The sequence below is a fragment of the Actinoplanes sp. NBRC 101535 genome, from assembly GCF_030269225.1.
Taxonomy (GTDB): domain Bacteria; phylum Actinomycetota; class Actinomycetes; order Mycobacteriales; family Micromonosporaceae; genus Actinoplanes; species Actinoplanes rectilineatus.
In genome coordinates this window covers 348,582-373,930 of sequence record NZ_BSSY01000008.1, presented here as the reverse complement: position 1 = coordinate 373,930, position 25,349 = coordinate 348,582, and the positions used below count along the sequence as shown (strand labels likewise).

The 25,349-nt window shown below is 70.8% G+C and carries 24 protein-coding genes; 7 read left to right on the top strand and 17 right to left on the bottom strand.

Annotation, left to right across the window (positions count from 1 at the left end; genetic code table 11):
- Positions 1-97 precede the first annotated feature (97 nt).
- The 4 genes from QSK32_RS23970 to ligA form a co-directional block, all read right to left on the bottom strand.
- Entirely contained in the window at positions 98-1,096 is a 999-nt protein-coding gene (locus QSK32_RS23970) for a LacI family DNA-binding transcriptional regulator (RefSeq protein WP_285473229.1), read from the bottom strand.
- A 75-nt stretch (positions 1,097-1,171) separates the two neighbouring features.
- Entirely contained in the window at positions 1,172-3,724 is a 2,553-nt protein-coding gene (locus tag QSK32_RS23965) for a carbohydrate-binding protein (protein ID WP_285473228.1), read from the bottom strand.
- A 179-nt stretch (positions 3,725-3,903) separates the two neighbouring features.
- Entirely contained in the window at positions 3,904-5,847 is a 1,944-nt protein-coding gene (locus QSK32_RS23960) for a hypothetical protein (RefSeq protein ID WP_285473227.1), read from the bottom strand.
- A 51-nt stretch (positions 5,848-5,898) separates the two neighbouring features.
- Positions 5,899-7,896 carry an NAD-dependent DNA ligase LigA gene (gene ligA, locus QSK32_RS23955; protein WP_045741614.1) on the bottom strand — a complete coding sequence of 666 codons (1,998 nt, stop codon included), beginning with the start codon at positions 7,894-7,896 and terminating at the stop codon, positions 5,899-5,901.
- A gap of 275 nt (positions 7,897-8,171) precedes the next feature.
- Between ligA and QSK32_RS23950 the strand changes: the two genes are divergently transcribed.
- Complete coding sequence (locus QSK32_RS23950) at positions 8,172-8,768, top strand: dihydrofolate reductase family protein (protein WP_045741613.1); 597 nt, start codon at positions 8,172-8,174, stop codon at positions 8,766-8,768.
- A 908-nt stretch (positions 8,769-9,676) separates the two neighbouring features.
- Here the strand turns inward: QSK32_RS23950 and QSK32_RS23945 are convergent.
- Together QSK32_RS23945 and QSK32_RS23940 are read right to left on the bottom strand one after the other, a co-directional pair.
- Positions 9,677-10,645 (bottom strand): 2-keto-4-pentenoate hydratase, encoded by a 969-nt coding sequence (locus tag QSK32_RS23945; RefSeq protein ID WP_285473226.1) that lies wholly within the window; start codon positions 10,643-10,645, stop codon positions 9,677-9,679.
- Positions 10,646-10,758: 113 nt separating this feature from the next.
- Complete coding sequence (locus QSK32_RS23940) at positions 10,759-11,373, bottom strand: alpha/beta hydrolase (RefSeq protein WP_285473225.1); 615 nt, start codon at positions 11,371-11,373, stop codon at positions 10,759-10,761.
- A gap of 137 nt (positions 11,374-11,510) precedes the next feature.
- On the opposite strand from QSK32_RS23940, the gene QSK32_RS23935 reads away from it, so the two are divergent.
- On the top strand, positions 11,511-11,960 hold the full coding sequence (locus tag QSK32_RS23935; protein ID WP_045741611.1) for a DoxX family protein: 450 nt from the start codon (positions 11,511-11,513) through the stop codon (positions 11,958-11,960).
- Positions 11,961-12,029: 69 nt separating this feature from the next.
- On the opposite strand, the gene QSK32_RS23930 is transcribed toward QSK32_RS23935, so the two are convergent.
- Genes QSK32_RS23930 through QSK32_RS23915 form a run of 4 tightly spaced genes read right to left on the bottom strand, consistent with a single transcriptional unit; the run spans position 12,030 to position 15,395 of the window.
- Entirely contained in the window at positions 12,030-13,001 is a 972-nt protein-coding gene (locus tag QSK32_RS23930) for a hypothetical protein (protein ID WP_285473224.1), read from the bottom strand.
- Positions 13,002-13,053: 52 nt separating this feature from the next.
- Complete coding sequence (locus QSK32_RS23925) at positions 13,054-13,620, bottom strand: hypothetical protein (RefSeq protein WP_285473223.1); 567 nt, start codon at positions 13,618-13,620, stop codon at positions 13,054-13,056.
- Positions 13,621-13,677: 57 nt separating this feature from the next.
- On the bottom strand, positions 13,678-14,340 hold the full coding sequence (locus QSK32_RS23920; protein ID WP_045741608.1) for a response regulator transcription factor: 663 nt from the start codon (positions 14,338-14,340) through the stop codon (positions 13,678-13,680).
- Positions 14,337-15,395 carry a sensor histidine kinase gene (locus QSK32_RS23915; RefSeq protein WP_285473222.1) on the bottom strand — a complete coding sequence of 353 codons (1,059 nt, stop codon included), beginning with the start codon at positions 15,393-15,395 and terminating at the stop codon, positions 14,337-14,339. The genes QSK32_RS23920 and QSK32_RS23915 overlap by 4 nt, the downstream gene beginning before the upstream one ends.
- Before the next feature lie 138 nt (positions 15,396-15,533).
- Between QSK32_RS23915 and QSK32_RS23910 the strand changes: the two genes are divergently transcribed.
- Positions 15,534-15,755, top strand: coding sequence for a hypothetical protein (locus QSK32_RS23910; protein WP_045741607.1), 222 nt, complete (start codon positions 15,534-15,536; stop codon positions 15,753-15,755).
- Positions 15,748-16,644 (top strand): aminoglycoside phosphotransferase family protein, encoded by an 897-nt coding sequence (locus QSK32_RS23905; protein WP_045741606.1) that lies wholly within the window; start codon positions 15,748-15,750, stop codon positions 16,642-16,644. The genes QSK32_RS23910 and QSK32_RS23905 overlap by 8 nt, the downstream gene beginning before the upstream one ends.
- A 4-nt stretch (positions 16,645-16,648) precedes the next feature.
- Here the strand turns inward: QSK32_RS23905 and QSK32_RS23900 are convergent, their stop codons facing one another.
- From QSK32_RS23900 to QSK32_RS23890, 3 genes are all read right to left on the bottom strand, one after another.
- On the bottom strand, positions 16,649-17,332 hold the full coding sequence (locus QSK32_RS23900; RefSeq protein ID WP_285473221.1) for a hypothetical protein: 684 nt from the start codon (positions 17,330-17,332) through the stop codon (positions 16,649-16,651).
- Positions 17,329-17,865, bottom strand: coding sequence for a SigE family RNA polymerase sigma factor (locus tag QSK32_RS23895; protein ID WP_083448923.1), 537 nt, complete (start codon positions 17,863-17,865; stop codon positions 17,329-17,331). Before QSK32_RS23895 ends, QSK32_RS23900 begins: the two co-directional genes overlap by 4 nt.
- 94 nt (positions 17,866-17,959) lie before the next feature.
- On the bottom strand, positions 17,960-18,496 hold the full coding sequence (locus QSK32_RS23890; RefSeq protein ID WP_285473220.1) for a TetR/AcrR family transcriptional regulator: 537 nt from the start codon (positions 18,494-18,496) through the stop codon (positions 17,960-17,962).
- Positions 18,497-18,616: 120 nt separating this feature from the next.
- On the opposite strand from QSK32_RS23890, the gene QSK32_RS23885 reads away from it, so the two are divergent.
- Both QSK32_RS23885 and QSK32_RS23880 read left to right on the top strand, forming a co-directional pair.
- A complete protein-coding gene (locus QSK32_RS23885) occupies positions 18,617-19,357 on the top strand; it encodes an SDR family NAD(P)-dependent oxidoreductase (RefSeq protein ID WP_045741603.1) in 741 nt (246 codons plus the stop codon).
- A 46-nt stretch (positions 19,358-19,403) separates the two neighbouring features.
- A complete protein-coding gene (locus tag QSK32_RS23880) occupies positions 19,404-19,925 on the top strand; it encodes an O-acetyl-ADP-ribose deacetylase (protein ID WP_045741602.1) in 522 nt (173 codons plus the stop codon).
- 5 nt (positions 19,926-19,930) lie between these two features.
- Here QSK32_RS23880 and QSK32_RS23875 read toward each other — a convergent pair whose 3' ends face one another.
- The 3 genes from QSK32_RS23875 to QSK32_RS23865 form a co-directional block, all read right to left on the bottom strand.
- Positions 19,931-21,274: a PepSY-associated TM helix domain-containing protein gene (locus QSK32_RS23875; RefSeq protein ID WP_285473219.1), complete on the bottom strand. Its 1,344-nt coding sequence runs from the start codon at positions 21,272-21,274 to the stop codon at positions 19,931-19,933.
- Positions 21,275-21,360: 86 nt separating this feature from the next.
- Positions 21,361-22,005: a transcriptional repressor LexA gene (lexA, locus tag QSK32_RS23870; protein WP_285473218.1), complete on the bottom strand. Its 645-nt coding sequence runs from the start codon at positions 22,003-22,005 to the stop codon at positions 21,361-21,363.
- A 63-nt stretch (positions 22,006-22,068) separates the two neighbouring features.
- Positions 22,069-23,673, bottom strand: a complete 1,605-nt coding sequence (locus QSK32_RS23865; protein WP_285473217.1) for a methyl-accepting chemotaxis protein — start codon at positions 23,671-23,673, stop codon at positions 22,069-22,071.
- A gap of 310 nt (positions 23,674-23,983) precedes the next feature.
- On the opposite strand from QSK32_RS23865, the gene QSK32_RS23860 reads away from it, so the two are divergent.
- On the top strand, positions 23,984-24,517 hold the full coding sequence (locus QSK32_RS23860; RefSeq protein ID WP_285473216.1) for an RICIN domain-containing protein: 534 nt from the start codon (positions 23,984-23,986) through the stop codon (positions 24,515-24,517).
- A gap of 203 nt (positions 24,518-24,720) precedes the next feature.
- Here the strand turns inward: QSK32_RS23860 and QSK32_RS23855 are convergent, their stop codons facing one another.
- The gene (locus QSK32_RS23855; RefSeq protein ID WP_045741599.1) at positions 24,721-25,344 is read right to left on the bottom strand and encodes an FMN-dependent NADH-azoreductase; all 624 of its coding nucleotides are present in this window, start codon (positions 25,342-25,344) and stop codon (positions 24,721-24,723) included.
- Positions 25,345-25,349 lie beyond the last annotated feature (5 nt).

Genomic DNA, 25,349 nt, shown 5'->3' with positions numbered 1-25,349 from the left:
CACCTCTTCGATCGACATGTGCCGGTGTGACCGGTCACACGATGCAGGAAGTGTGACCGGTCACACCCATCGATGAAAAGAGGTGGTTACCAGTTCGTTACAGAATCGGTGGCGGGGCCGTCGACTCGCGCAGCACCAGCTCCGGCGCGGCCAGCGACACGTCCCGGACCGGAACCCCGTCCAACTCCCCCACCAGGGCCGTCACGCACGCCCGGCCCAGGGCCACGAAATCCATCCGCACGGTCGTCAACGCCGGTGTCCAGTAGGCGGCGCCCGGCACATCGTCGAACCCGATCACGCTGACGTCCTCCGGCACCCGCCGGCCCGCGTCGTAGAGCGCCCGGCGTACCGCGAGCGCGGTGTCGTCGTTGCCACACAGGATCGCGGTCACCGACGAATCCCCCGCCAGCCGGCGACCCGCCGCGTAGGCCGACGGCGCGTCCCAGCCGGCCGGCACCACCTCGGGGATCTCCACCCCGGCACCGGCCAGCGCCTGCCGCCAGCCGGCCTCCCGGCCCCGCGTCCCGGACTCGGACGGGATCGCGATGTGGTGCACGGTCCGGTGCCCCAGACCCAGCAGGTGCCGGGTCGCGTCGGCCGCCGCGAGACGCTCGTCCAGGCAGATCGTCGTCCGGCTCACCGGCAGCACGTCCGGTTCGATCGCCGCGACGGCCGGCACCCCGGCGGGCAGCGCACGCAGCACCGCCACCCCCTCGGCATCGAACGCCACCACGATCACGCCACCGCCCGACGGGTCGCTGACATCGTCGACGGCACGGCGGACCTCCGCGTCGCGAACCGAGTCGATCACCCGGATCCCGACCGCGAGTTCCTGGTCACGTGCCGATTCCTCGATGCCCTGCAGCGTCGCGGCGTACCCGTAGAGCGTGGTGTTCGCGGTGACCACGGTGACCGCGCGGGCCCGGCCCCGGCCGAGGGTGCGGGCCGCCCGGTTCGGCCGGTAGCCCATCCGGTTCATCACGTCCAGGACCTGCTCGCGCGTCTCGGTCCGCACCTTCGGCGAGCCGTTGAGCACCCGGGAGACCGTCTGGTAGGAAACCCCGGCGGCAGCCGCGACGTCCCTGATACTCGGCAAAGGATCTCCTCGACGGGCCGTGGGCGCAGCGATCAGATCCTACGCCCACGGCTGTTTCGATCGTCTTACCGCTTGCTACCGCGCGGTCGTCGTCGGCGTTCCGGCGACCAGCCGGGCCAGGCTGACCGTGTCGAGGTCCGGCGCGTAGGCGGTGGCGTTGCCCAGGGTCAGCGCGCCGCTCGCTGTGGTGGTGGTGACCGGAATGGATTTGTCCCAGAAGTTGGTCCACGCATACGTCGTGCGGACCGCGCCCCGGGTGGTGCCGCCGCCGGCCTCCGTGACGTCGATGAACCGGTCCACCACCTGCGGGTTGTAACTGTGGCTGCCGCTGCGCTCCGCGTTGGCCGCGCCGACGGTCAGCACGTAGTCACCGGCGCCGAAGCTCGACGGCCGGTTCAGCGTCACGGTGTTCCCGGCGCCGAGTCCGACGAACCCGACGTAGCTCACCGTGCCGCCCGCGTCCTCGGACCCGAAGACGCCGGTCGACTTCGGATAGCTCGCCACTGCCGCGGTTCCAGCCCGGGGCAGCGACTCGGCCTGCGCCCGGTAGACGTTGGCCTGATCAGAATCGGCCGCGGCGGCACGGGCGGTGGTGATCGACGAGAGTTGCGCGCCCGCCGCCGCGGTCACCGTGATCTCGCTGATCCCCTGCGGGAGGAAGACCCGCGCGGTGGAGACCCAGGAGCCTGCGCTCTTGCTTGCGGGCATTTTGAGGGTACGCCCGTCAGCACGCACGTCGATCGCGGCGGCGTTCTTCGTCCCGTACCCGACAGAGAGATCGTGATATCCGGTCTCGGCCGCCGCCACGAAGAACGTCGCCTTACCGCTTCCGGACAGCGACGCCGCGCCGTCGACCAGCTTGGCCCCGCCGGAGAGCCGCGCCTGGAGCACCGGATACACGGTCCTCTCCGAGTCGGTGACGTCGTAGAGGTCGAACCGGTCCACCGCGATGTCCACGTTCGGCAGGGCGGTCACCCCGTCGGTGGAGCCCTTCAGCGCGAACGTGTGGGTGCCCGCGGTCAGCCGCAGCGTCACGTCGGCGTTGCCCCGGTAACCCCACGCCAGCGTCGCCGGATAACGCACCAGCTGGTGGTATCCACCGTCCACGAACAGCGCGTGACGACCCGGGAGGCTGTTGGTCCCTGCCAGCACCGAGAGCCGGTACGTGCCGGTCCGCGCGACGGTCGCCTGCCAGGTGATGCTGGAGGTCGCCTTCTTGAAGTCGCCGACGTCGTGCCGGTTCGAGGCCATCTGGGTCCAGCCGTCGTCCCGGTTGAACACGGTCGCGTCGACGAGCGTGCCGGTCTCCGCCTCCACACTGCTGACCAGCGGGTTCGCCACCGGTTCGCGGCGGGGCAGGACGGGCGTGACGATCGCCTGGTACGCGGTGTGCTGATTGTCGTTCGGCACGGTCACGCTCACGGTGCCGTCGGTGACGGTCGCCCGCGTCGACAGCACCACCGGCGGCTGGCCGGTCGCGCCCTCGGCCCCGTTGAGACGGACTGCTCGCACCTGCACGTCGACCTGCGAGCCGGTGACGTTGCGCAGCACCAGGTTGACGCCGTTGGCGCCGCCGCCGAACAGGACGGTGGTCCTGTCGTTAGCGGCGTCCCGGGCGGCGATGCCCTGCAGGGTGGCGACCGTGTTCGGCCGTGGCGGCGTCACCTTCACCGTGCGGGAACCGGCGAGGTCCCCGTACCACTTGAACATCCACCAGCCGCCGTTGGCGCCGTTGGTCCGGGAGATGTTGTCGCTCAGCCCACCGGCGTAACTCCAGTACGCGGTCTGCGCATCGGCCTTCACGTCCTCGAACATGGTCAGCCACTGGATCAGGCTGCCGGGGGCGCCCATGTCGCGGGGCAGCGCGTACTCGGTGATGTTCACCGGGATCGCCGCGACGCCCAGGCTCTTCTCCAGGTCCCGGTACGCCGCGAAGTTGCCGCGGAAGGTGGCGAGATTGTCGATGCCCAGCTCGTGCCAGATGAACACGTCCGGCAGTTGGCCGTTCTTCTGCGCGTACCCCAGGAAGTCGGCACTGCGATCGGCGTGCCAACGACTGTCACCGGGACCACCGATGCGGGCGTGGCCCAGACCGTGGGCCGCCCACACCTCCTGGATCACCCGGTAGGCCGCGGACCAGTCGGCCAGGAACTGGTCGCGTTCGGTGGGCCAGTCCTGGTACCAGATGCCGTCCGGCTCGTTGAACGGCAGGAACACGTAGTCCTTGGGACGGGCCGACCTGGTGGCGACCTTCTCGACGGCCTCGCGCAGCAGCGGCAGGTAGTCCCACACGCCGTCGCCGTCGGCGTCGCCCGGCCGGGTGCCGGCGGTGTAGGGCCAGTCCGGGTACATGTCCTGCAGGTAGACGTAGAGGTCCTTGCCCGCGCCGGCGAAGAACGACCGTTCGACCTTCAGCGCGTCGCCGGTGGGGTGCTGCAGTCCGTCGGGCGGCCGCTGCGAGGTGTTGGTGACGCGGGCGCCGTTGAGGACCGCCTGCGACGGAACGCCCTCGCTGGACAGTCCGTAGAGGGTGCCGGTCGCGCCGCCCCGGAACGCGCCGGTGTCGGCGGCCAGGTCGACGGTGAGGGTGTCGGTTGCGGCGGCGTGGGCCGCAGTGGCGATACCCATGGTCAGAACGATGGGGACGAGAGCCGCGGCAAGTGTTCTTCGGAGACGGGGCATGGGAGCTCCTTGCAGGGGATTTGCGGCATGTGCACTGGTGTGACCGATCACATAGAGGGAAGTGAACGTTAGTGTGATCGGTCACACAGCGAGGCCGGAAGTCCTGTTACCGGTTTGTTACCGGCTTAGAACGCTTGCAGGAGAGCCAGGCTGCCCGGACGCGCCACCAGCACCCGGCCGTCCTCCGCGACCGCGATCGCCATCGATGCCGCCTCACCCTCGTAGACGTCGAGGGGCATACTCGTGCAGTCGACGCCGGAGCAGCGCCACACGGTCTGCCGCCAGGCCGGTGTCGCCCCCTCGGTGCCGACATACACACCCTTCGGGCTGGCCGGTACCGAGCCCGCGACATAGACGTCGTCACCGGCGAAGACGGCGCTGCTCCCGGCACCGTTCTCGGCGCTGCTCCCGGCGCTGCTCTCGGCGCTGCTCTCGGCACTGCTCTCGGTGCCGACCAGCCAGGCCGCGGCCTCGACCTCCGGCTCCGCACCGGAATCCACCGGCGTGCCCGCCTCCGTCTCGGCACCTGCCTCCGTCTCGGTCTCCGCATCCACCGCCGCCTCCGCCTCCGGGGCCGGGTAACGCAACTGGCCGTGCTGCACCGTGACGCCGCGGGTGCCGTCCGTGGCCCAGATGGCGTTCGGGAATCCCGCGAATCCAGATTTCTTGGGATTCACGCAGGTGGTCGGGTCGCACGTCAGCCGCGTGATCCACATGCCCTCCCACCAGTCCGCGCGCGGCCGGCCGTCGGCGTCGATCGACAGCCGGGCCCGTTCACCCCGCTGATAACCGTCCTCCTCGATGTGGTCGAGGGTGCCCATCTCATGCCGCTCGGGTGTGGCGCACGCGACATCCGCGCACCGGATCAGAACGAACCGGTTCCGGCCATGCGGACCACCGTCCGCCGGCAGCGACACGAAGAACCAGAGCGCGCCGTCCGGTGCACTGGCCGGCGCCACCTCCATCTCACCGGTCCCCTGCGTGCTGAGCTTGTCGTTCGCCGAGGCCCGAACCGGCAGATACTTCTCCTCGCATCCGGTGCGGACACACCGCGCGTAGTGGATGAACGGGCCACCACTGTCCGGCCCGCCACCGATCGCCGCGGTGACGACCGTCCCGTCCCGCCCGATCGCCGCCTTACCGAACCCCCTCATCAACGCCGGCCCGCCGTCGACATCGGTATGCCGCTCGCAGAGGTCGTCGTCGCAGAACATCACCGCCCCCAGCGAGGCGATCACCGGATGCTGCCCGGCCGGCCAGGCCATCGCGGCCACCGGCCCCACCCCGTCCCGGGTGTGCACGACCGGCGCGCCGACCGGATTCACCACCGGCAGCCCGGTCGACACCACCAACGACAGGGCCAGTGCCGCGACGCCGGGCCAGGCGCGGATCTTCCGGTCCGTGCCTTCTCCGACGGTACGCGGTAACGACCGCGTCGCGAGTGCCGCCTGGGCGCCGACCGTCACCGCGAACAGGAGGACGTACCCGACGTTGTCCACATACCACGGCGTCTCGACGGCACCCCACAGGGCCAGCGCGGCGAACGGCAGAGCCAGGCCCGCCAGCACGAACATGACGACCTCACCCCACGACGGCGGCGCCGTGTCACCGGACACCGACCACCGGACGCCGACGAGCAGCGCGCGGACCGCGAGCAGCCCGCACACCACCGCCAGCACGACGATCCCCGGCAACCCGGTCGCCGTCACACCGCCCACCGCAACGAACGCCCACAACACCCCGACCGTCACGGCGCACGCCGCCACCGCGCCGAACAGCATCACCGGCAGGTGCCGCAGCGCATCCCAGGCCGCCTCGCGCGCACCCACCACACCGTCGCCGACCTCGATCCGGCTGCTCGCCAGCAGGGCGAACAGCCAGGCCAGCACGACCACCGCGAGATTCACCCAGCCCAGTGGGGCGGACTCGACCAGCTCGACCCTGCCGTCGACGATGACCAGGCCGTCACCGCCGGCCGCCAGGGTGACCAGGTTCGGCAGGAGCAACGCGACGGCCACCGCGGGAAGAATCACGGCCGCCGACAGCCACCGGGCGGGGTTCATTGACATCCGGCCAGGGTAAGACCGGACGCCAAGAGCCGCGTCGATCAGTCACCGGGATCACGCCAGCATGCGGGCGAACTCCTCCGGATCGATGATCGGAATCTCCAGTTGCGCGGCTTTCTTCGCCTTGCTGGTGGTCGTCTCCGCCGTCACCAGCGCCGTCGTCTTCGCCGACACGCTGCCGCTCGCCGTGCCACCGAGCGCCTCGATCCGCTCGCTCACCGTCGTACGCGTATAACCCGGGACGCTGCCGCTGACCACGAAGGTCTGGCCCGCCAGGGGTTTGTCACCGCCGTCGTCGAGCACCTCCATCGTCACACCCCGCGCGGCCAGCCGGTCGATCACATCGGCCATCGCGACCAGCCCGTCGACGATGTACCGCGCCTTGATCAGACCCAGCTTCTCGATCTCGGCGATCTCCTCGACGCTCGCCGCCCGCAGCGCCGTCATCGACTTGAACCGCGACGCCAGCCACCGGCCCACCGAACGACCGGTCATCCGGATGCCCAACGCCGTGATCACCCGGTTGAACGGCTGCGTCCGCCCCGCCTCGATGCCCGCCATCACCCGGCCGGCGATCGCCGTGCCGACCTGCCGGTTGCCGTCACCGGTCCGCAGCGCGGCGACCTGCTCGACGGTCAGCGTGAACAGGTCGGCGAGGTCCTTGACCAGGCCGGCCTCGACCAGCGCGACGACGATCTCCTCGCCCAGGCCGTCGATGTCCAGGCACTCCCGGCTCGCCGCGTAGACGATCCGGTTGACCACCGCACACGACGGCGTGTGGCAGCGCCAGAGCAGGCTGGACTTGTCCCACGCCTCACCGCACTGCGGGCACTGCTCCGGCGGCGCCCACGGGGTCAGCCCGTGCGGCTGCTCCCCGACCGGGGAGGTGACCCGCGGAATCACGTCGCCGGCCCGCCACACCGCGACCGTCTGCCCGATCGCGAGACCCTGACCGACGACCCAGTCCGGATTGTGCAGGGTGGCGCGGGCGACGGTGGTGCCGGCGACATACACCGGGTCGATGATCGCCCGCAGGCTGATCCGCCCGGTCCGGCCGATCCGCACCTCGATGTCACGCAACACGGTCGACGCGGTGTCCGGCGGGTACTTGAAAGCGGTCGCCCAGTACGGCGTCCGGCTCGCCAGTCCGAGCCGTCGGCGGGTGGTCTCCCGGTCGGCCTTGAGGACCGCGCCGTCGATCGGGAACGCCAGCCCCGCCCGCCGGTCACCGATCGCCTCGATGGCCGCGATCACCTCCTCGGCGGTCCGGCACACCACCGCCGCCTCCGGCACCAGCCCCCGGGCCGCCGGGAAACCCAGCTGCGCGGCGTGCGCCATCCGCTCCTGGTGACTGTCGTCGGCGGTCACCCCCTCACCGCTGATCTCGTACGCCGCGAAGCTCATCGGAGTCTCGTAGGTGCGGTCGACGCTGCGGATCGCGCCGGCCACCGCACCGCGCGAGTTCACGAACGCCTTGCCGCCCGCCTCGACCCGGTTGGCGCTCGACGTCTCGAAGTCGTCGACGGTCATGTAGACCTCGCCCCGGACCTCGCCACTCCACGCCGAAGGCAGCTCCGCGGGCAGGCCGGCCACACCCCGGCGGACCTGACCGGTCACGTCCTCACCGGTCGAGCCGTCACCACGCAACGCGGCCAGCACCAGCCGGCCCGCCTGGTATTCGGCCCGGATCGCCAGCCCGTCGAGCTTCACCTCGACCAGGCACTCGTCTCCACCGAGCGTCTCGACGAACGCGGTCACCTCCTCCGCCGTCTTGATCTTGTCGAGGGACAGCATCGGCGTCGGGTGCCGCACGTCGCCACCGGCCGAGGCACCGGCCGCCACCTCGGTGGTGACCCCCTGGTCGTCCCACTCGGGATGCTCGGCGACGGTCGCGGCGATCCGGTCGGCGACGAGGTCGTAGTCGGCGTCGGTCATCTCCGCGTCGCCGGTGTCGTAATACGCCCGGGCGGCCCGGCGCGCCAACGCCACCGCCTCAGTGAACTCGTCGAGGGTGGGGTACGGGCTCACGGCCACGGGCGAACTTTCGATCATGGCGGTGAGCCTAGAACGGCCGTACGACACTTTCCGGCGGGCCCGGAAAATGTCAGTGGTCCCGGCTACCGTGCGGGGTGGCTCTTCAGCCGGGCACGATTCGAGTTCGTCTGCTGGGCACGTTCAAGCTCGTCTGCTGAGCGCGTTCAAGCTCGTCTGCTGAGCACGTTCGAGCTCTTCAGTCCGGCGTGTTCGAGCTCGTCTGCTGGGCACGTTCGAGCTCTTCAGCCGGGCAAGTTCAAGATCCTCAGTCGGGCAAGTTCAAGGAGGAACCGATGGCTCTCGTGACCGCAGGATTCGCCGTCTCCGCCGACGGGTTCACCGCCGGACCCGGCCAATCCCTCGACAAGCCGTTCGGTGCGGGCCCGGTCAGCGAGCTGACCCGGTGGATGTTCCAGACCCCCGACGAGAACAAGGCCGAGATGGACGCCCTCGTCCAGGCCGACGCCTACATCATGGGCCGCAACATGTTCAGCCCCGGCCGCGGCGAGTGGGACCTGTCCTGGCGGGGCTGGTGGGGCGAGGAGCCGCCCTACCACGGCCCGGTCTTCGTCCTCACCCACCACGAACGCGACGACCTGCCGATGGACGGCGGCACCACCTTCCACTTCGTGACCGGCGGCGTCGAGGAGGCCATGTCCCGGGCCGCCGAGGCCGCCGGCGACGGTCGCGTCGACATCGCGGGCGGCGCCGCCACCGTCAACCAGTTCCTGGCCGCCGGCCTGGTCGACGAGCTGACCCTGAGCATCACCCCGGTCGTCCTGGGCGAGGGCGAGCGCCTCTTCGCCGGAGTCCCACCCCTCAAGCTCGAGCAGATCTCCAGCCGAGCCGCCTCCCTGGTCACCCACATCACTTATCGCGTCGTCCGCTGAAAAGTCGCCCGAACCCACCACACGGAGCCGACTGACAGCCCTCGACGATGAATGAGCCTGGACGGCTCGGGCACCTCGACGACTCGGCATCTCGATGGCTCGGGCACCTCGACGACTCGGGCACCTCAACGGCTCGGGCACCTCGACGGCTCAAGCTACCGTGGGCGACGGCTGGCCGACCCCGAGCCGTCACTCACGGCTGGTTCCCGCCCTCCCGAACAGCCGTAGTCGACGGCTCGACCGGCTCGGCCGTAGACTACGGTCCATCCGCGAGCCGAAAACGACCGTGAGCGACGGCCGACGGTCGCACCATGCCACTCAGCTTAAGTCGATCAAGAGTCTGCCCGTCGACTTCGCTGCGGCTGCGATCACACCTGCCGGGCGCCGCCTCCGGTCGCCCCGCGCGTCAGGCGCCGTTCAGCAACGCGCGGCCACACCAGAGCCGTCACCGAGATCGGAATGGGTTCGGTGGCGTTCCGGCTACCCCCAGCCGTCGCCCACGGTCCACCCCCAAGCCGAAAGCAACCGTGGGCGACGGCCGGGCAACCCGAGCCGTCGGCGATGGCTGATTCCCGCCTCTCGAACAGCCGTAGTCGACGGCTCAACCGGCCCGGCCGTCGACTACGGCCCATCCCCGAGCCGAAAACAACCGCGAGCGACGGCCAGGCAACCCCGAGCCGTCGCCCACGGCTGACTCCCACCCTCCCGAACAACCGCAGCCGACGGCCCGACCGACCCGGCCGTCAGCTGTCGTCCATCCGCCGCATCCCGGCCGCTCAACCGCATCGCTCAGCCATCCGCCGCATCGCTCAGCCATCCGCCGAGTTGAGCAGTCATGCGCCGGGTTGAGTAGTCATGCGCCGGGCCGTTCAACGACGTGCCGGGCGCTCGATGCCGTGCTGTCCGGGTCAGCTGGGTGCCGTGTAGGTCAGCGCGACCAGCCCGTCGATCTCGACGCGATAGGTGACGCCGGGTCGCAGCGGGACCGCGTCGGTGAGCGCCCCGGCCAGGACCACCGAGCCCGCGGGCAGCGACTGGCCCTGGCGGTGCAGGTGTTCGGAGAGGTGTACCAGCGCCAGCCAGGGGTCGCCGAGCACCGCGTCGCCCGTCGCTTCCAGCAGCGTCGTGCCGTCGGCGGAGAACACGCAGCGGGCGGCGGCCAGGTCGCCGGCGTTGGTGGTGGGTACCCATTCGCCGGTCAGGAAGCCGGCCGCGCTGGTGTTGTCCGCGACCACGTCGGGCAGGCGGAAGCCGAAACCGGCGAAGCGGGAATCGATGACCTCCACGGCTACGGCTACCGCGTCGGCGATGCCGCGGGCCTCGAGGGCCGTGATCGGGTGGTCCAAGGCGCGGCCCAGCCGGAATGCGATCTCCGGCTCGATGCGTGGCTGCACGGCCCGAACCGTCCGGCCGATTTTCACACGGGGATCGCCCCGGCCGGCATCCACCGGCGGCTCGTCCACGACGGTGTCCGCCGACCGGCCCACATGATCGGGGTTCACCGGTGGCTCGGAGCGGCCGGTACCTGCCTGCGCGGTGTCCGGCCGCGGGTCGGGCGGGGCGGACAGGTCCATGGCGTCGGTGAGAAAGCCGGCCACGGGCTGGTGCACGCCCATCGTGACCTGCTTGGCGCGGCTGGTCAGGCCCAGTTTCGCGCCTACCTGACGTTCTCCGGCGGCCAGCCGTGCCGCCCGGTCGACGTCCTGCACACGGTATCCCCACTGTTCGTCCAGCAGCGGATCCATGTCGGTGAACGGCGGCCGGGTCCGGCCCGCCGCCCGCGCCTCGGCCAGTGCCTCAGCGGCCACCGACGCCGACAGGAAGGCCGCCGACGCCGACGCCGACGGGAAGGCTACCGAAGCCGATGGGAAGGCCACCGAAGCCGACGGGAGGACAGTGCCCGAACCGGGCACCCCGGCCGGAGTACTCCCGGAGCCGGGAGTTCCATCACCGTCCTGAGCTGGACTTTCGGCAGCGCCCGGAGTGTCCGTCACCGGTCGGCCTGCAGCCAGGCGGCGAGGGCCTTCAACGCCTGCGGGGCGATGCCGTGGCCCACCGGATCGCGGCGGGCGGTCGCGTCCGCGCCGGAAGCGCCGGTCACGTACTCCCATGTCCGGTCCAGCAGTTCGCGCGGGATCACCGTGTCGAAGTCGCCCTGGGCCACGAACACCGGCGTCCCCTCCAGGTGCCCGGCTGTGGTCGGGACGCCCGCGTCGAACGGCAGGGTGCCGTAGAGCACGGCCACCCCGGTGTAGCGGCCCGGATCGTCCAGGAGCAGGCCGCCCGCGAATGCCGCGCCGCCGCTGAAGCCGACCAGGAAGACGTCGCGGGTCGGCGGCGCCACGGTGTCCAGCCAGGTGCGGAACCAGTCCATCCCGGTGCGTAGCGAGGACGTGACCGGCCGTCCGATGCCACGGTTCGCGAACCAGGCGTAGCCGCCGCCCTCGGCGATCGGTGCTCTCACGGAGGCGTACGCCGAAGACCGCGGAAGATGCTCACTCAGGGTGATGATCTCGCGTTCGTGCGAGCCGCGCCCGTGCAGCAGCACCACCAGTGGCGCCTCGGGGTCGGTGGAGCCGGCGAAGGCAACGGTCGGGGTGTCCATGGAGGAAACGTAGAACCCGAGATGTTGAAACGTCAACTAAAAGCCGATCGTGACGACAGCCACAGCAATAGTTGTTGCTTCAACCTAAGTCCCTCTAGATAGTTGAAGCGGCAATCAATCCTGCGAGAGAGGCTCCCATGAACAACGGCACGATCCGTGACGTCGCCACCCTGATCGCCCGCGTCGCCGTCGGGGTGGTCTTCGTCGCCCACGGGTGGCAGAAGATCAACGAGTGGGGGCTGGACGGCACCGGCGCCGCGTTCGGGCAGATGGGGGTGCCCCTGCCGACGGTGAGCGCCTGGTTCGCGGCGATCGTCGAGCTCGCCGGCGGCGTGCTGCTCATCGCGGGGGCGCTGGTGCCGGTGGCCGGACTGCTGCTGGCGCTGAACATGCTCGGCGCGGTGCTGCTCGTGCACATCGGCAACGGCGTGTTCGTGGCCGAGAACGGCTTCGAGCTGACGGCCGCGCTCGGCGCCGCCGCACTGCTGATCGCCGCCGTCGGCGCGGGCCGATTCAGCGTCGACCGCCTGATCGCGCCGCGACTCTCCACCTCGGGCGCCCGCCACGCCTTCTCCCCCGCGGCCTGACGAGCGATGTGAAGAGGCCCGGCCCGCGGATCCGCGGGCCGGGCCTCTTCACATCGCGTCACACGGAGATCAGGCGCCCGCGGTGTCCGCGAACTGTTTCAGGTCGATCTGCTTCGCATCGGCCGGCGCCTCGATCTTCTCGCCGGTGGCCACCTCGAGACGCGCCGCCACCCGGCCGGTCGCCCCGTCCACGAACTGCAGCACGTTCAGCTCGGCCGCCGTCAGCTCGCCGTCCTCGATCCACAGGTCGAGCGTGATCGGCTTGTCGGCCGGCGCCTCGCCCAGGTCGCCCGCCAGGCCCGGGTCGACCGCCGTCACCAGCCGCTTGGCCTCGGTGTACGCCTTCGCCGTCGACGACGTGGCGATCAGGTGCGTCTCGTCCGCGCTGTCCCGGGTGATGGTCGCACCTTCGAGCAGGTTGGTCGCGCCGGCTGTCACTTCCGCGGTCAGCTTCTCCGACTCGAGGTCGTCGGTGGGCACCCCGAAGCCGCCCTCGGCGAACTCACCGAGCTGGTCCGCGGTGACCTTGACCCAGTCGCCGTCCACGAAGTCGATCACGCCGGGCATGGCGGTGACCTCCTTGCGCAGGTCGGCGAAGTCGGCGTCGGTCGCGCCGACCTTCTTGATCACGTCCTGGACCGGCATCTTGGCGTAGAGCACCGCGTCCACCCACCGGATCTCGGTGCCGGTGACGCCGCTGATCGTCGCCGCGAGCGAGCCGCGGTCGTCGGCGGTGCCCTCGCCGGCCTTGTCGTAGGAGATCGTGAACGACGACGCGAACAGCGCGTCCATCGCCATCCTGTCCTCGCCGTCCGCCGACACCTCCTCGCCGGACGCCTTCAGCGCGGCGGCCAGGTCGTCGGCGCTGCCGGTGACTTTGAGAGTGAAGCCGGCCTGCTCCGCCTCGGCGAGTTTCTGCATGGCGTTGCGCAGCTCCAGCTTCGGCTCGACGGCCGCCGCGATCTGCTGCCCGCAGGCGCCGATGAGAGTGAGGGTGGTGACACCGGCAAGGGTGCCGGCGATGAGACGCGAGGCGCGCATGAATCTCCCCGTATGAATGAACGACCGGCCCAGGGTAGAAGGGGGGATCAACTCATGCCGCTGCCCTCCCGGCCGGCACCGGCCGCGCGGACCGCCGGGTCCGGTGGCCGAGCCAGCCGAAGCCCACGAGCAGCAACAGGTCGGCGAGGTGCACCAGCGTCACCTCCCGGGTGATCCGGCTGAGCGGGAAGACGAGGCCTCCGAGCAGGAGGAGAACGCCGAGGGGTACGGGCGCCGCCCGGTACCGCAACAGCACCGCGCCGAGCGCCGTCACCGTCAGCGGGAAGAGCGGCCCGCAGATCCAGTAGAGGGTCCAGGCCGGCACCGGGTAGGCGTCGAGCAACGCCACGGCGGCGGCGTGCGGCACATCCATCACCTGCTCCTGGACGGCCTGCACGCTGAAGGCCATGCCTCCGGTGACGGCGAGCGCGGTCACCGGCGGGGCGACGGTCGCGTACCACGGCACCAGTGGCCGCAGCCGCTGGTAGACGTCGAGCAGACCCAGCATCCAGCAGGCCAGGCCCAGGGTGGCGAGGGTGCCGCCGGTGGCGTCCAGCCCGTCGCCCTTCCAGAAGAATCCGGCCGCGGCGTTCAGCACGGCCCCGAGGATGAGATACATGCCGGCGACGCTACGAACGATCGACGCCGATGGAGTTCCACCGGCGCGGCAGCGGGACTACCGCGGTCGTGGCAGCCGGGCCAGCCCCCAGCGGTACGCGTACACCACGAGTTGTGCCCGGTCCCGGACGCCGAGCTTGGTCATCGCCCGGTTGGTGTGGGTCTTCGCCGTCGCCGGGCTCATCCCGAGACGGTCCGCGATCTCGGCTGTCGACAGGCCGTCCGCGACCATCGCGACCACCTCACGTTCCCGGACGGTGAGGGCCTCCACGGCGGGCGGGGCCGGTTCGCCGGGGACGGCGTAGGCGGCGATCAGCCGCCGGGTGACCGACGGGGCGAGCAGCGCGTCGCCGGCCGCGACGACCCGGACCGCGTGCCGCAGTTCGTCCGGGCTGACGTCCTTGAGCAGGAACCCGGAGGCGCCGGCGCGCAGGGCGGCGTAAACGTATTCGTCGAGGGCGAACGTGGTCAGCACCAGGACCCGGACGCCGGGCAGCCGGTCGTCGCCGAGGATCCGGCGGGCCGCGGTCAGGCCGTCGGTGCCGGGCATCCGGATGTCCATCAGCACCACGTCCGGCCGGTGCGCGCGGGCCGCGGTGATCGCCGCGTCGCCGTCGGCCGCCTCGGCGACGACCTCGATCGCCGGGTCGCGGTCGAGCAGGGCCCGGAACCCGGCACGGATCAGGGCCTCGTCGTCGGCGATCAGCACGCGGACGCTCATCCGGGGATCCAGCCGCGGACCTGGAACCCGCCCGCCGGTCCCGGGCCGGCACGCAGCCAGCCGCCCAGCCCGGTGGCCCGTTCGACCATGCCGTGCAGCCCGTTGCCCGGTGGCCCGCCGGCGTCCCGGCCGTCGTCGCCGACCTGGATCGCCAGACCGTCCGGCCGGTATCCGAGGCGGACCTCTATCCGTCCCGCCCCGGAGTGCCGGATCGCGTTGGCGACCGCCTCCTGCACGATCCGGTACGCCGCCGCCTCCACCGCCCGGGGCAGCCGCCGGGGCGTACCCTCGCTGATCAGCACCGCCCCGGTGGCCGCGGCCAGATCCGGCAGCCGGTCCAGGGCCGGCGTGGGTGGTGGCGGACCGGATTCGGGGCTGCCGTCGCGCAGCACGCCCACCGCCGCCCGCAGTTCGCGCATCGCGTCGCCGGCCGCCTGGCGCACCGCCTCGAGGGCCCGCCCGGAGCCGTCCGGGTCGTCCTCGCGCAGGTCGGCGGCGACCCCGGCCTGCACCGCGACGACCGCCAGGGTGTGCGCGGTGACGTCGTGCAGTTCGCGGGCGATCCGGACGCGTTCGGAGATCAGGCGCTGCTCGCGGTCCGCGGCGGCGGTCGCCAGCCGTTCCCGTCGCCCGCGGACCACCTCACCGAGCAGCAGCGCACCGAGGAAGACACCGGTCGAGCCGTCGAGCCGGGCGTCCAGCAGACCGAGACCGGTGGTGGCGGCCCGGCCCTGGATGTCGACGGCCAGCAGCAGCCCGGCGACGACGAACCCGGCACGACGGCGGGACGCGGCGCCCACCGCGAACAGGGCCACCCAGAGCGGCGGGGCGGGCGCGCCGCCCGGATAGCCGAGCACGTGGTACACCAGGAACAGCACCCCGACCGTGGCGAGCGTGATCGCCGGGTGGTCGTCGCGTACCGGCAGGGCCAGGCACATCGCCGCGACCAGGGCGTACGCCAGCAGGTCCGGGGGCCGGTCGGTGAACACGACCGGGGCGGCCGCCACCCGTGCCACGGCCAGAACGAACGCGAGCGGGGGAAGCCAGCGACCCATGCCGTCACGGTACGGAAATTCGTTCGGCGGCATGTACCACGATCGTTGTATGCACCCGCTCTCTCCACCCTCCGGTATAGCGTGACGTCGGCCCGCGGTGAGATCCGCCGACGGTCGGCGACTGCCAGACTGGCCACCATGGACAGTCAGAACTCCCCCGCCCGCCGCGTCTGGCTCCGGCGGCTGGTCATCGCCGTCTCCTGCATCCCGTTCGCCGCGGCCGGGTTCCTGGCCGCGGTGGGGCGTTCCGGCGACCACGGTGTGCTCGGCGAGTGGTACGTGCTGGTCCCGCTGGCGATCGTGGGTTTCTTCAGCTGGGACCTCATCGAGAAGGCGATCGGGACGACCAGGGATGAGTGACCTTCCGGACTGGGGCCCCGCCCCGCAGCGCGTCGAGGTCGGCGCCGATCAGGTCCGGCGGCTGGTGGCCGCCCAGTTCCCGCAGTGGGCCGGCCTGCCGGTGACGCCGGTGGCGCGGGGCGGCTGGGACAACCGGACCTTCCACCTCGGTGACGGCATGTCGGTGCGGCTGCCCAGCGCCGCCCAGTACGCCCGCGCCGTCGAGAAGGAACACCGCTGGCTTCCGGTGTTCGCCGAGCGGCTGCCGCAGCCGATCCCGGTCCCGCTGGCCCAGGGCGTACCCGGCGAGGGTTATCCGTTCGCCTGGTCGGTCTACGGGTGGCTGGCCGGGGAGACCGCGAGCGTGGAACGGATCGCCGACCCGGTCCGGTTCGCCGGTGACCTGGCCGAGTTCGTCGCCGCGATCCGCGGGTTCGACCCGTCCGGCGGCCCCGGTCCCGGCCTGCACAACTGGTTCCGGGGCGCCACCCTGCGGGCCTTCGACGGCTTCGCCCAGGACGGTCTCACCGCCCTGGACGGCCGGATCGACACCGACCTGGCGGCCCGGGTCTGGGCGGACTGCCTGGCCGCACCGTGGGACGGCCGGGTGACCTGGTTCCACGGCGACCTCGCCCCGGGCAACCTGCTGCTGCGCGACGGTGAGCTGGGTGCGGTGATCGATTTCGGCACCTGCGGCGTCGGCGATCCGTCCTGCGATCTGGCGGTCGCGTGGACGTTGCTGACCGCCGACGGCCGCGAGGTGTTCCGCAAGCGGCTCGGGGTCGACGACGCCGAGTGGACGCGGGGCCGTGGCTGGGCGCTGTGGAAGACGCTGCAGATCTGCGCGAGCGACGGGTCCGGCCCCGGCGCCTGGCGTGCCCTGTCCTCGATCCTCGACGACTACCGCTGACCGGTCACTTGCCGGCCTTTCCGGTGGCCGCGCCCATCCGGTCGATCGCCTCCCGGCTGACCGTCAGGCCCTCGCCCAGTTCGAGCAGTTGGGCGCGGGTGATCGGGACGTCGGCCTGGATGGTGGCGGAGACCCGGTCGGACACCGCGATGATCAGCTGCGTGGTGTCGCCGATCGGGTGCACGACCGCCGGTCGCCCGGCGACGGTCACCGTGTCGCCCTCCTGCGGCCCGCGATAGTCGGACCGTTCCAGGAAGATACCGATCTTGTCGGTGTAGAAGCGCGGGTCGTACAGGGTGTCCTTCGACGGATCGACGTCCGGCCCGGGGTTGCGCGCCCGGTCCGGGGCGATCATCAGGCCGGTCTCGTCGTCGTTCTGGATGAAGTAGCCCTCCGGCACCTTCGCGATGGTGAAGTACTTCGGCTGCTCCCCGCGGTAGTCGACCAGCGCCAGGCCGCCCGTGACGCTCTCCGCGGTGCTCCGCGCGCCCGGGACGGCCGGTTGCCCCGCGACGGTGGTGAAGGTGAACGCCGCGACGGCGGCGACGGCCGCACCGGTCGCGGCCTGGGCCGCACGACGACGGCGGACGGCGCGGCGTCCCCGTACGATATCGGCGGCGATCATTTCCGGCACGGTGGTCTCGACCGTCCCTCCGAAACGCCGCAACCGCTCCTGCAGGTCCATCATCGACTCACTCCCTGGTGCTGAAGTTCCGGAAAGTTCTCGAGGGCGGTACGCAACTTCTCCAGCGCACGGGCGGTCTGGCTCTTGACCGTCCCGGCGGAACAGCCGAGCGCGACCGCGGTGTCCGCCACGTCCATGTCCAGGACGAAACGGAACACGACGGCCGCGCGCATCCGCGGTGGCAGTTCCCGGAGGGCGGCGGCGAGCGCCGGGTCAGTGTCGGCCGCCGTCGAACCGGGGCGTTCCGGAACGTCGGCGACGGTACGCTCGAAGCGCCGCCAGATCCGCCGGCGTTCGTCCATCAGCGCGTTGAACAGCGCCCGCTTGACGTAGGCGTCCGGTTGTTCCGAGCGCCGGAACGCCGCCCACGACACATACAGTTTCGTCAGCGCCGTCTGGACGAGATCCTCGGCCAGGTGGCCGTCACCGGCGGTCAACAACCGCGCGGTGTGCAGCATCCGGCCCCGGCGGTCGGCCACGAACTCGTGGAACTGTCGGTCACGCTCGGATCGACCCGAGCCGCTGTCTACTGTCACGTACCCCTAGACCGTCCGGTGCGGGGAGAAGGTTGCACGGGGCTTCACCGCGTACCCGATGACGGGTTTCTCCTGGGGTTGCGAGAACCCGCTCTCACCAGGGACCCCGGTCACGCTCCACGAGCGTCCGCAGGTCCGCGGCGGTGACCTCCTCCTGCAGGAAGACCACCCGGTACACCAGATATCCCAGCCAGGTGTGGGCGGTGACCGCGTCGCCGGTGGTCGCGCGGATGCCCTCGAACCAGGGGTGCAGGATGTCGCGCAGGTCGGCCAGCCCCGCCTCTCCGCGCGAGCTCATCGCCGCCGCGACCACGCTGGCGTCGCCGTATTTCGTCAACGTTCCGAGCAGGCCCTCCAGCCAGGCCAGCGCGTCGCCGGCAATCGAGCCGGTGTCCGGCACCGCGGTCGGCGCCAGGCTGCCGCGGACGGCGTCGGTCACCACCGCCGCCTTGTTCGGCCACCAGCGGTAGAGGGTCATCTTCGCCACCCCGGACCGTTCGGCGATCTTCTCCATGGTGACCCGGTGATAGCCGATCTCGATCAGCAACGCCTCGGCCGCCGCGAGCACCGCCCGCTGTGCCTGCGGGTCCCGTTTGCGTCCCGCTCCGGGACGCGCTCCTCCGACTGCCATGCGGGGCATTCTGCCTCCTGTCACAGGGACCGAGATCACAGGATCCAGAAACCTATACGAGACGTATCGTTTACTTATCAAGGGCCGACCAGCCCTAGTCAGAAGAGCAAGGACAAGATCATGGCTCGATTCGATGGCAAGACCGCGCTGATCACCGGAGCAGCGAGCGGCATCGGCCGGCAGACCGCCCTGCGCGCGGCCGCCGAAGGCGCGACCGTCGTGGTCGCCGACGTACAGGACACCCTCGGCGCCGAGGTGGTCACCGAGATCGAGAAGAACGGCGGCACCGCCCTCTTCCTGCACCTCGACGTGACCTCCGAAGAAGCCTGGGCGCAAGCCGTCAGCACCGTGCAGGAGAAGTTCGGCGGACTCGACATCCTGGTCAACAACGCCGGGCTCGGTCACGCCGAAACCCTCGAGGACACCACCCTCGCGCTGTACGAGAAGGTCGTCGCGGTCACCCAGACCAGCGTGTTCCTCGGCACCAAGGCGTTCGCGCCCCTGCTCAAGGCGGCACCCGCGGCCAGCGTCGTCAACATCAGCTCGATCTTCGGGGCGTCCGGCGGGTTCGGCACCTCACCGGCCTACCACGCGGCGAAGGGCGCGGTGCGTACCCTCACCAAGAACATCGCGGTCGAGTGGGCGCCCCTCGGCATCCGCGTCAACAGCATCCACCCCGGCTTCATCGAGACCCCGATGATGGGCGACACCGACCAGGAGCCGTACGTGACGACGACGCCGCTCGGCCGCGTCGGGCGCCCCGCCGAGGTGGCCGCGGCGATCCTCTTCCTGGCCAGCGACGACGCCTCGTTCGTCACCGGCGCCGAACTGTTCGTCGACGGCGGCTACATCGCCCGCTGAACACCCGCCCGTCGGAGCCCTTCTAGACTGCAGGTCCTCCTGAAAGGTGGATCCCGTGGAGCTGGTGTCCGGCGACCTGACCGAGCAGCACGTCGACGCGATCGTCAACGCCGCCAACTCGTCCCTGCTGGGCGGTGGCGGCGTCGACGGCGCGATCCACCGCAGGGGCGGCCCGGACATCCTGGCCGAGTGCCGAGCCCTGCGCGCCAGCAGGTACGGCCGGGGCCTGAAGGTCGGCCAGGCGGTGTCCACCACCGCCGGCCGCCTCCCGGCCCGCTGGGTCGTGCACACGGTCGGCCCGGTGTGGAGCGCCGACGAGGACCGTTCCCCGCTGCTCCGCGACTGCTACCTCAATTCCCTGGCGGCAGCCGCGGAGCTGGGTGCCACGTCGGTCGCCTTCCCGCTGATCTCGTCGGGCGTCTACCGCTGGCCCAAGGACGACGCCATCCGCCAGGCGCTGCAGGCCGTCGCCGATTCCGGAACGACCATTCCGACGGTCCGCCTGGTCCTCTTCGACGCCGAGACACTCACCGTGGCGAAGCGCATCGCCGCCCGGTCCGGCACCTGACGGAATCAGGCTGGGCGGCGGGCCCGCAACGCGCCGGCCACCACGTCGACGGCCAGGAAGGCGAGCAACGGGATGCCGAACAGGGGCATGAACCAGGCCAGCGCGAACACCGCCGGCACCCCCACCGCGATCAGCCACGCCGGCAGTCGCAGCCAACTCCCGCGCGGCGGCGGGGTACCCAGGATGGACCGGCGTCCGCCGCGCTGCCACCACATCCGGTACCCGAGGACGATCATCCCGGCCAGGACGAGCGCCAGCGCGACCAGTGCCAGTTGGTTGACCAGGCCGAACATCGTACCCATGTGCAGGTCGACGCCCCAGCGGGCCATCTTCGCCATGAACGGGTAATCGCCGAACCGCACGACGTCCGTCACCTCGAACGAAGTCGGGTCGACGGCCGCCACATCCACCGACGTCGGGTATGCCCGGTGGATCTCGGTGACGACCCAGGTCCGGCCCTCCCCGGACGGCGGGCTGATCTCCACCTGGTCGGAGTCCACGTCGGCGGAGCGGGCCGCCGCCAGCACCTGATCGATCGTGGACAGGTCCACCGTGGACGGGGTCGTCACCACGCCGCCGCCGTGCCCGGAGTGTTCGCCGCCGGTGACCGCCGCCGCCTGCGCCACGGTCGTCGAGACGGCCGGCGTCGACCAGTCCAGTTGCGAGCGCAGCTCCGTCACGTTCTCGCCGGCCAGCTGCGACCAGGTCAGTCCGGTGGCCGAGATGCCGAGGAAGCCGACGGCCGCCCAGATGCCCAGTACCCCGTGCCAGGTCCGGCTGCGAGCCCGGCCGGTGGCTCCCCGGTCGATCACCAGCGCCGCCCGGGTGCTCCGGGACCGCATCACCCACATGGCCAGGCCGCCGAGGGTGACCACCCACAGCCACGACGCCGCGAGTTCGCTGTAGTACCGGCCGACGTCGCCGAGGTGCAGCGACCGGTGCAGTTCGTCGATCCACGAGCGCAGCGGCATCGCCCCGGTCGTGCCGTAGACGGTCGCCTGCCCGAGCACCGCACCCGTTCCCGGGTCCACGAACACCGCGTGCCGGTACGACTCCGCGAACGTCCCGTCGTCGAAGATCACCCGGGTGGTGCCGCCGTCGGGCGCGGGACGGACCGCGGCCAGGCCGGACACCGTGGTCACCTGCTCCGCGGCGGCCACCTGCTGGGCCAGTGGCACCGCGGGGGCGTCCGGGTCGGCCGGGGTCAGCAGGCCGGCGTACACGATCTTCTCGATCTGTGGGCTGATCGCGTAGGCCGCGCCGCTGAGCGCGGCGATCATCAGGAACGGCCCGATCAGGACGCCCGCGTAGAAGTGCAGGCGTAACAGCAGGGGCCGTACCGAACTCATCGTGGTCAGGGCACTACTCCAAGGCTCCGGAATGATCTTGTCCCTGACAAGTCGTCGCGGAGTCCCGAGTAGTTCCCGGAGATCTTCTACAGCCGGCGGAGCACCGAGACGACCTTGCCCAGAATCACCGCGTGATCGCCGTCGATCGGTTGATAGGCCGGATTGCACGGTTCGAGCAGAACGTGCCCGCCGCGGCGCCGGAAGACCTTGACGGTCGCCTCGTCGTCGAGCATCGCCGCCACGATGTCCCCGTTGTACGCCTCCTGCTGCTGCCGGACCACCACGATGTCCCCGTCGCAGATCGCCGCGTCGATCATCGAGTCGCCCTGGACCCGCAGGCTGAACAGGGTGCCGCGCCCGACCAGGTCCCGCGGCAGCGACAGCACTTCCGCGTCCTCCTCGGAGGACGCGGCCAGAATCGGAGCGCCCGCGGCGATCGTGCCGACGAGCGGCACACCGACCGTCGAGGAATCCGACGATTCGGAAACATCCAGGAACATCCGCACATCGATCGGCCGCGCCATCGACGACCCCCGCCGCAGGAACCCGAGATCCTCGAGAACCCGCAGGTGACGGCTCACCGACGACACCGACCGCAGGCCGGCCGCGTCCCCGATCTCCCGGGTGGACGGCGCGAACCCGTACTCCACGGCGTGGTCGCGGATCACGGCGAGGATCCGCCGTTGCCGTTCGGTGAGAACGGACGTGTCGAGGTCTTCAGGCAGGTACACCCGACGATCTTGACCTATCGGACGGTCTGGTGCCCAGCGGGCACCCCGGATTCACCCGCCGGATCAGTACACGAACCGGGACACCGCGGCCTGCAACTCGACGGACATCCGGGACAGTTCGGCCGCCGACCGCTGCGCGTCGCCCACCGACTCGGCGGTGGTCCGGGCACTCTCCGCCACGCTGGTGATACCGGTGTTGATCTGCCCGGTGGCGTTGGCCGCCTCGTTCACGTTGCGGTTCATCTCCGCGGTCGTCGCACTCTGCTCCTCCACCGCCGACGCGATCGTCGTCGTGTAGTCGCTGATGTGCCCGATGATCTCGCTGATCTCGCCGATCGCGCCGACCGCCTGGTTGCTGTCGTTCTGGATGGCCTCGACCCGCTTCGCGATGTCCTCGGTCGCCCGCGCCGTCTCCTGGGCGAGGTCCTTGACCTCACCGGCGACCACCGCGAAGCCCTTGCCGGTCTCGCCGGCCCGGGCCGCCTCGATCGTCGCGTTCAGCGCCAGCAGGTTCGTCTGCTCGGCGATCGCGGTGATCACCCGGATCACGTCGCCGATCTGCCGGCTCGAGTCGCCGAGCGTCGCGATCGTCTCGTTGGCGGCGGCCGCCGCGGTGACCGCCTTGCCGACCACCTCGGCACACGAGTTGGCGCTCTGGGCGATCTCGGCGATGGCCGCGCCCATCTCCTCGGACCCGGCGGCCACCGTGGTGACGCTCGTCGACACGTCGCTGGACGCGTCCGAGACCATGCGGGCCTGCTCGGAGGCGGTCGCGGCACCCTCGCTGATCTGGTTCGCGATCACCGACGTCTCCTCGGCGGCCGCGGCCAGGCTGTGCGCGGCGGAACCGACCGACGCCACCACCTCGCGGGTCTGTTCCTGCGCCTGCTTGAGCGCCCCGGCCATCTGCCCGACCTCGTCGCGTCCGTGTACGTCCACCGGGTGGGTGAGGTCGCCCTTGGCCATCGCCATCAGCGCGGCCTTGACCTTGTCGAGGCGCCCGACGATGGCCCGGCCGACGATCAGGCCCAGGACGACGGCGGCCAGCACACCGACGACGAGGGCGACGATCTGCAGTATCCGCGAGGTGGAGGCAGCGGACGCGCTCTCCTGCGCCCGTTGCTTCGCCTGGGCGAGCTGGGCCTCGCTCTCCGCGTCGATGGTGGTCGACGCGGTGTCGAGCAGCGGGAGCACCTCGTCGTGGTAGACGGTCTCGAAGGCGACCAGGTTGCCCTTGTCCGCCAGCGGGATCATCTTGTTGTCGCCGATGTCGATGAAGCTCTTGTAGGCGGCCTCGAACTGGTCCACCGAGTCCTCGTTCACCGCGCCCTCGCGGTAGGTGGCGAGCGCGGCGGTGACGCGGTCCTGCCGGACCTCGATCTCCTCGAGGAGCGTCTTGCGGTTCGCCACGGTGGCGATGCCGTACTCCAGGTACCGGCCGCGCAGCGCCTGGTAGGTGCGTTGCACCAGGGACAGTTCGGTCAGCGGCGCGACGTTGTCCTTGTACAGCAACTGGGTCCGCTCACCGAGACTGCTGATCGCCGTCAGCCCGGCGATCCCGATGATCACAGCAGCGATCGCGGCGACCGCGATGCACCCCTGGATCTTCACGTTGACTTTCAGGTTGGCGAACCAGCCACCATCGTCCCCGCTGGCAACGTCTGTCATCTCGAGCTCCCCGCGACGAGTCTCACACCCTTCTGTCGACAGGTTCCGTCAGGCACTGAGCCGCTTTGGGGGCTCCAGGCGTGTTTCTTACGCTTTTCATGAGGTACGTGCCTCCACTCCCCCACCGCACCACGACCGTCCCGGGCCCTACCCACGGATCGGCCCCGCCCCGGAGGTCCGTCCCCCGTCCCGGGCGCGGTCCGTTTCCGATCAGAACCGTGTCCAACTGCGTGAATGCCCGGCCGTTTCCGGATTGCTACCGTCGCTGAGACCTTCACGGCGCATTTCCAGCGTTTTATCGGAGGTATCAGTGAGACGCCCTACGATTGCCCTCGCCCCGGTCGTCGCCATCGGCGCGGCCCTGCTCACGACGCCGGCCGCAGCCCTGGCCTCGTCCGCTCCTGCGGCCGCCGCGGCGGCCGACTACTGGGTCACCGTGAAGAACTGGCGAAGTGTGAAATGCCTGGAACAGAGTGCCGGGACCCCGGACCTCACGGTGGCCGCCTGCACCGGTGACGACAGCCAGCAGTGGGCGTACACCTTCATCGACGTCAACAGCGCCATCGCGACCGTGAAGAACAAGAAGAGCGGCCAGTGCCTGGACCAGATCTGGGCGGACGGCGTCGAGACGACAGCCGTCGAGGCGGCCGCATGCACCGGCGGCCTGAGTCAGCAATGGCAGGTCTTCGCCGCGGAATATCAGGTGACCGGATATTTCCTCACCAACAGGAGCAGCGGCAAGGATCTGCAGCAGACCTATGTGAACAACGTCCAGACACCCGATGTCAGTGTCGTCCAGTATTCCAGCATCGGCGATTACCGGAACCTGATCTGGCGCCGATAGGGCCGGCGCAGGGTGGAACGGCAGCGGCTCGGCCGTCGCCCAGGGCACGCCACCCGAACCGGGTGGCGACCGTGTGCTCCGGCCGAGCCGAGTTACTGCTTCTACTGCTTCTACTGCTTCTACTGCTTCTACTGACGAGTTGCTGCTTTTTACGGCCGCGCGCTACGCCGGGCTGCGATCAGGCGCGCTACGCCGGGCTGCGATCAGGCGCGCTTCGCCAGGCTGCGGCCGGCGGCGGAGGCGGCCTCGTGCGCCGTCTTGCGCATGTCGGCGGCCATGTCGGTGAAGGCGTCAAGCGCCGGGTTCACGCCGACCAGGGTGAACTCACGCTCGATCAGGGTGAGCTCGCCGCCCCAGATGTCGGAGACGATGCGGCACAGGAAGTCGGTGTTGTGGTCCCAGCCCTCACGCGGGGTGCCCGGGCCGTACGCACCGCCGCGGGTGGTGAGCACCACGACCGGCTTGCCGTCGAGCAGCTTCTCGCCCTGCTCGCCACCGACGATGGCCAGGTCGATCCAGGTCTTGGCGTGCTGCGAGACGCCGTAGTTGTAGAACGGCAGGGCCAGGATCGCCGCGTCGGCGTCGCGCAGTTCGGCGGCCAGTTCGCCGGCCAGGGCGACGGCCGCCTTCTGGGCCTCGGAGCGCTGGTCCGCGGGGGTGTAGCCGGCACCGACGGCGGTGGCCCACGCGTCGGCGGGCAGCGGCGCGACACCCAGGTGGCGGCGCACGACCGGGGCACCGCCCAGCTCGGCCTCGACCAGGTCGGCGAGCTCGCTGCTCGCGGACTGCGGGCCCAGGATGCTGGCGTCGATACGCAGTACGGCCATGAAAA

Bases quoted from the DNA above. Each gene is read 5' to 3' on its own strand.
- QSK32_RS23965 (WP_285473228.1), bottom strand. From the start codon at position 3,724: ATGGGTATCGCCACTGCGGCCCACGCCGCCGCAACCGACACCCTCACC.
- QSK32_RS23960 (WP_285473227.1), bottom strand. From the start codon at position 5,847: ATGTCAATGAACCCCGCCCGGTGGCTGTCGGCGGCCGTGATTCTTCCC.
- ligA (WP_045741614.1), bottom strand. From the start codon at position 7,896: ATGATCGAAAGTTCGCCCGTGGCCGTGAGCCCGTACCCCACCCTCGAC.
- QSK32_RS23950 (WP_045741613.1), top strand. From the start codon at position 8,172: ATGGCTCTCGTGACCGCAGGATTCGCCGTCTCCGCCGACGGGTTCACC.
- QSK32_RS23940 (WP_285473225.1), bottom strand. From the start codon at position 11,373: ATGGACACCCCGACCGTTGCCTTCGCCGGCTCCACCGACCCCGAGGCG.
- QSK32_RS23935 (WP_045741611.1), top strand. From the start codon at position 11,511: ATGAACAACGGCACGATCCGTGACGTCGCCACCCTGATCGCCCGCGTC.
- QSK32_RS23930 (WP_285473224.1), bottom strand. From the start codon at position 13,001: ATGCGCGCCTCGCGTCTCATCGCCGGCACCCTTGCCGGTGTCACCACC.
- QSK32_RS23925 (WP_285473223.1), bottom strand. From the start codon at position 13,620: ATGTATCTCATCCTCGGGGCCGTGCTGAACGCCGCGGCCGGATTCTTC.
- QSK32_RS23920 (WP_045741608.1), bottom strand. From the start codon at position 14,340: ATGAGCGTCCGCGTGCTGATCGCCGACGACGAGGCCCTGATCCGTGCC.
- QSK32_RS23915 (WP_285473222.1), bottom strand. From the start codon at position 15,395: ATGGGTCGCTGGCTTCCCCCGCTCGCGTTCGTTCTGGCCGTGGCACGG.
- QSK32_RS23910 (WP_045741607.1), top strand. From the start codon at position 15,534: ATGGACAGTCAGAACTCCCCCGCCCGCCGCGTCTGGCTCCGGCGGCTG.
- QSK32_RS23905 (WP_045741606.1), top strand. From the start codon at position 15,748: ATGAGTGACCTTCCGGACTGGGGCCCCGCCCCGCAGCGCGTCGAGGTC.
- QSK32_RS23900 (WP_285473221.1), bottom strand. From the start codon at position 17,332: ATGATGGACCTGCAGGAGCGGTTGCGGCGTTTCGGAGGGACGGTCGAG.
- QSK32_RS23890 (WP_285473220.1), bottom strand. From the start codon at position 18,496: ATGGCAGTCGGAGGAGCGCGTCCCGGAGCGGGACGCAAACGGGACCCG.
- QSK32_RS23885 (WP_045741603.1), top strand. From the start codon at position 18,617: ATGGCTCGATTCGATGGCAAGACCGCGCTGATCACCGGAGCAGCGAGC.
- QSK32_RS23875 (WP_285473219.1), bottom strand. From the start codon at position 21,274: ATGAGTTCGGTACGGCCCCTGCTGTTACGCCTGCACTTCTACGCGGGC.
- QSK32_RS23865 (WP_285473217.1), bottom strand. From the start codon at position 23,673: ATGACAGACGTTGCCAGCGGGGACGATGGTGGCTGGTTCGCCAACCTG.
- QSK32_RS23855 (WP_045741599.1), bottom strand. From the start codon at position 25,344: ATGGCCGTACTGCGTATCGACGCCAGCATCCTGGGCCCGCAGTCCGCG.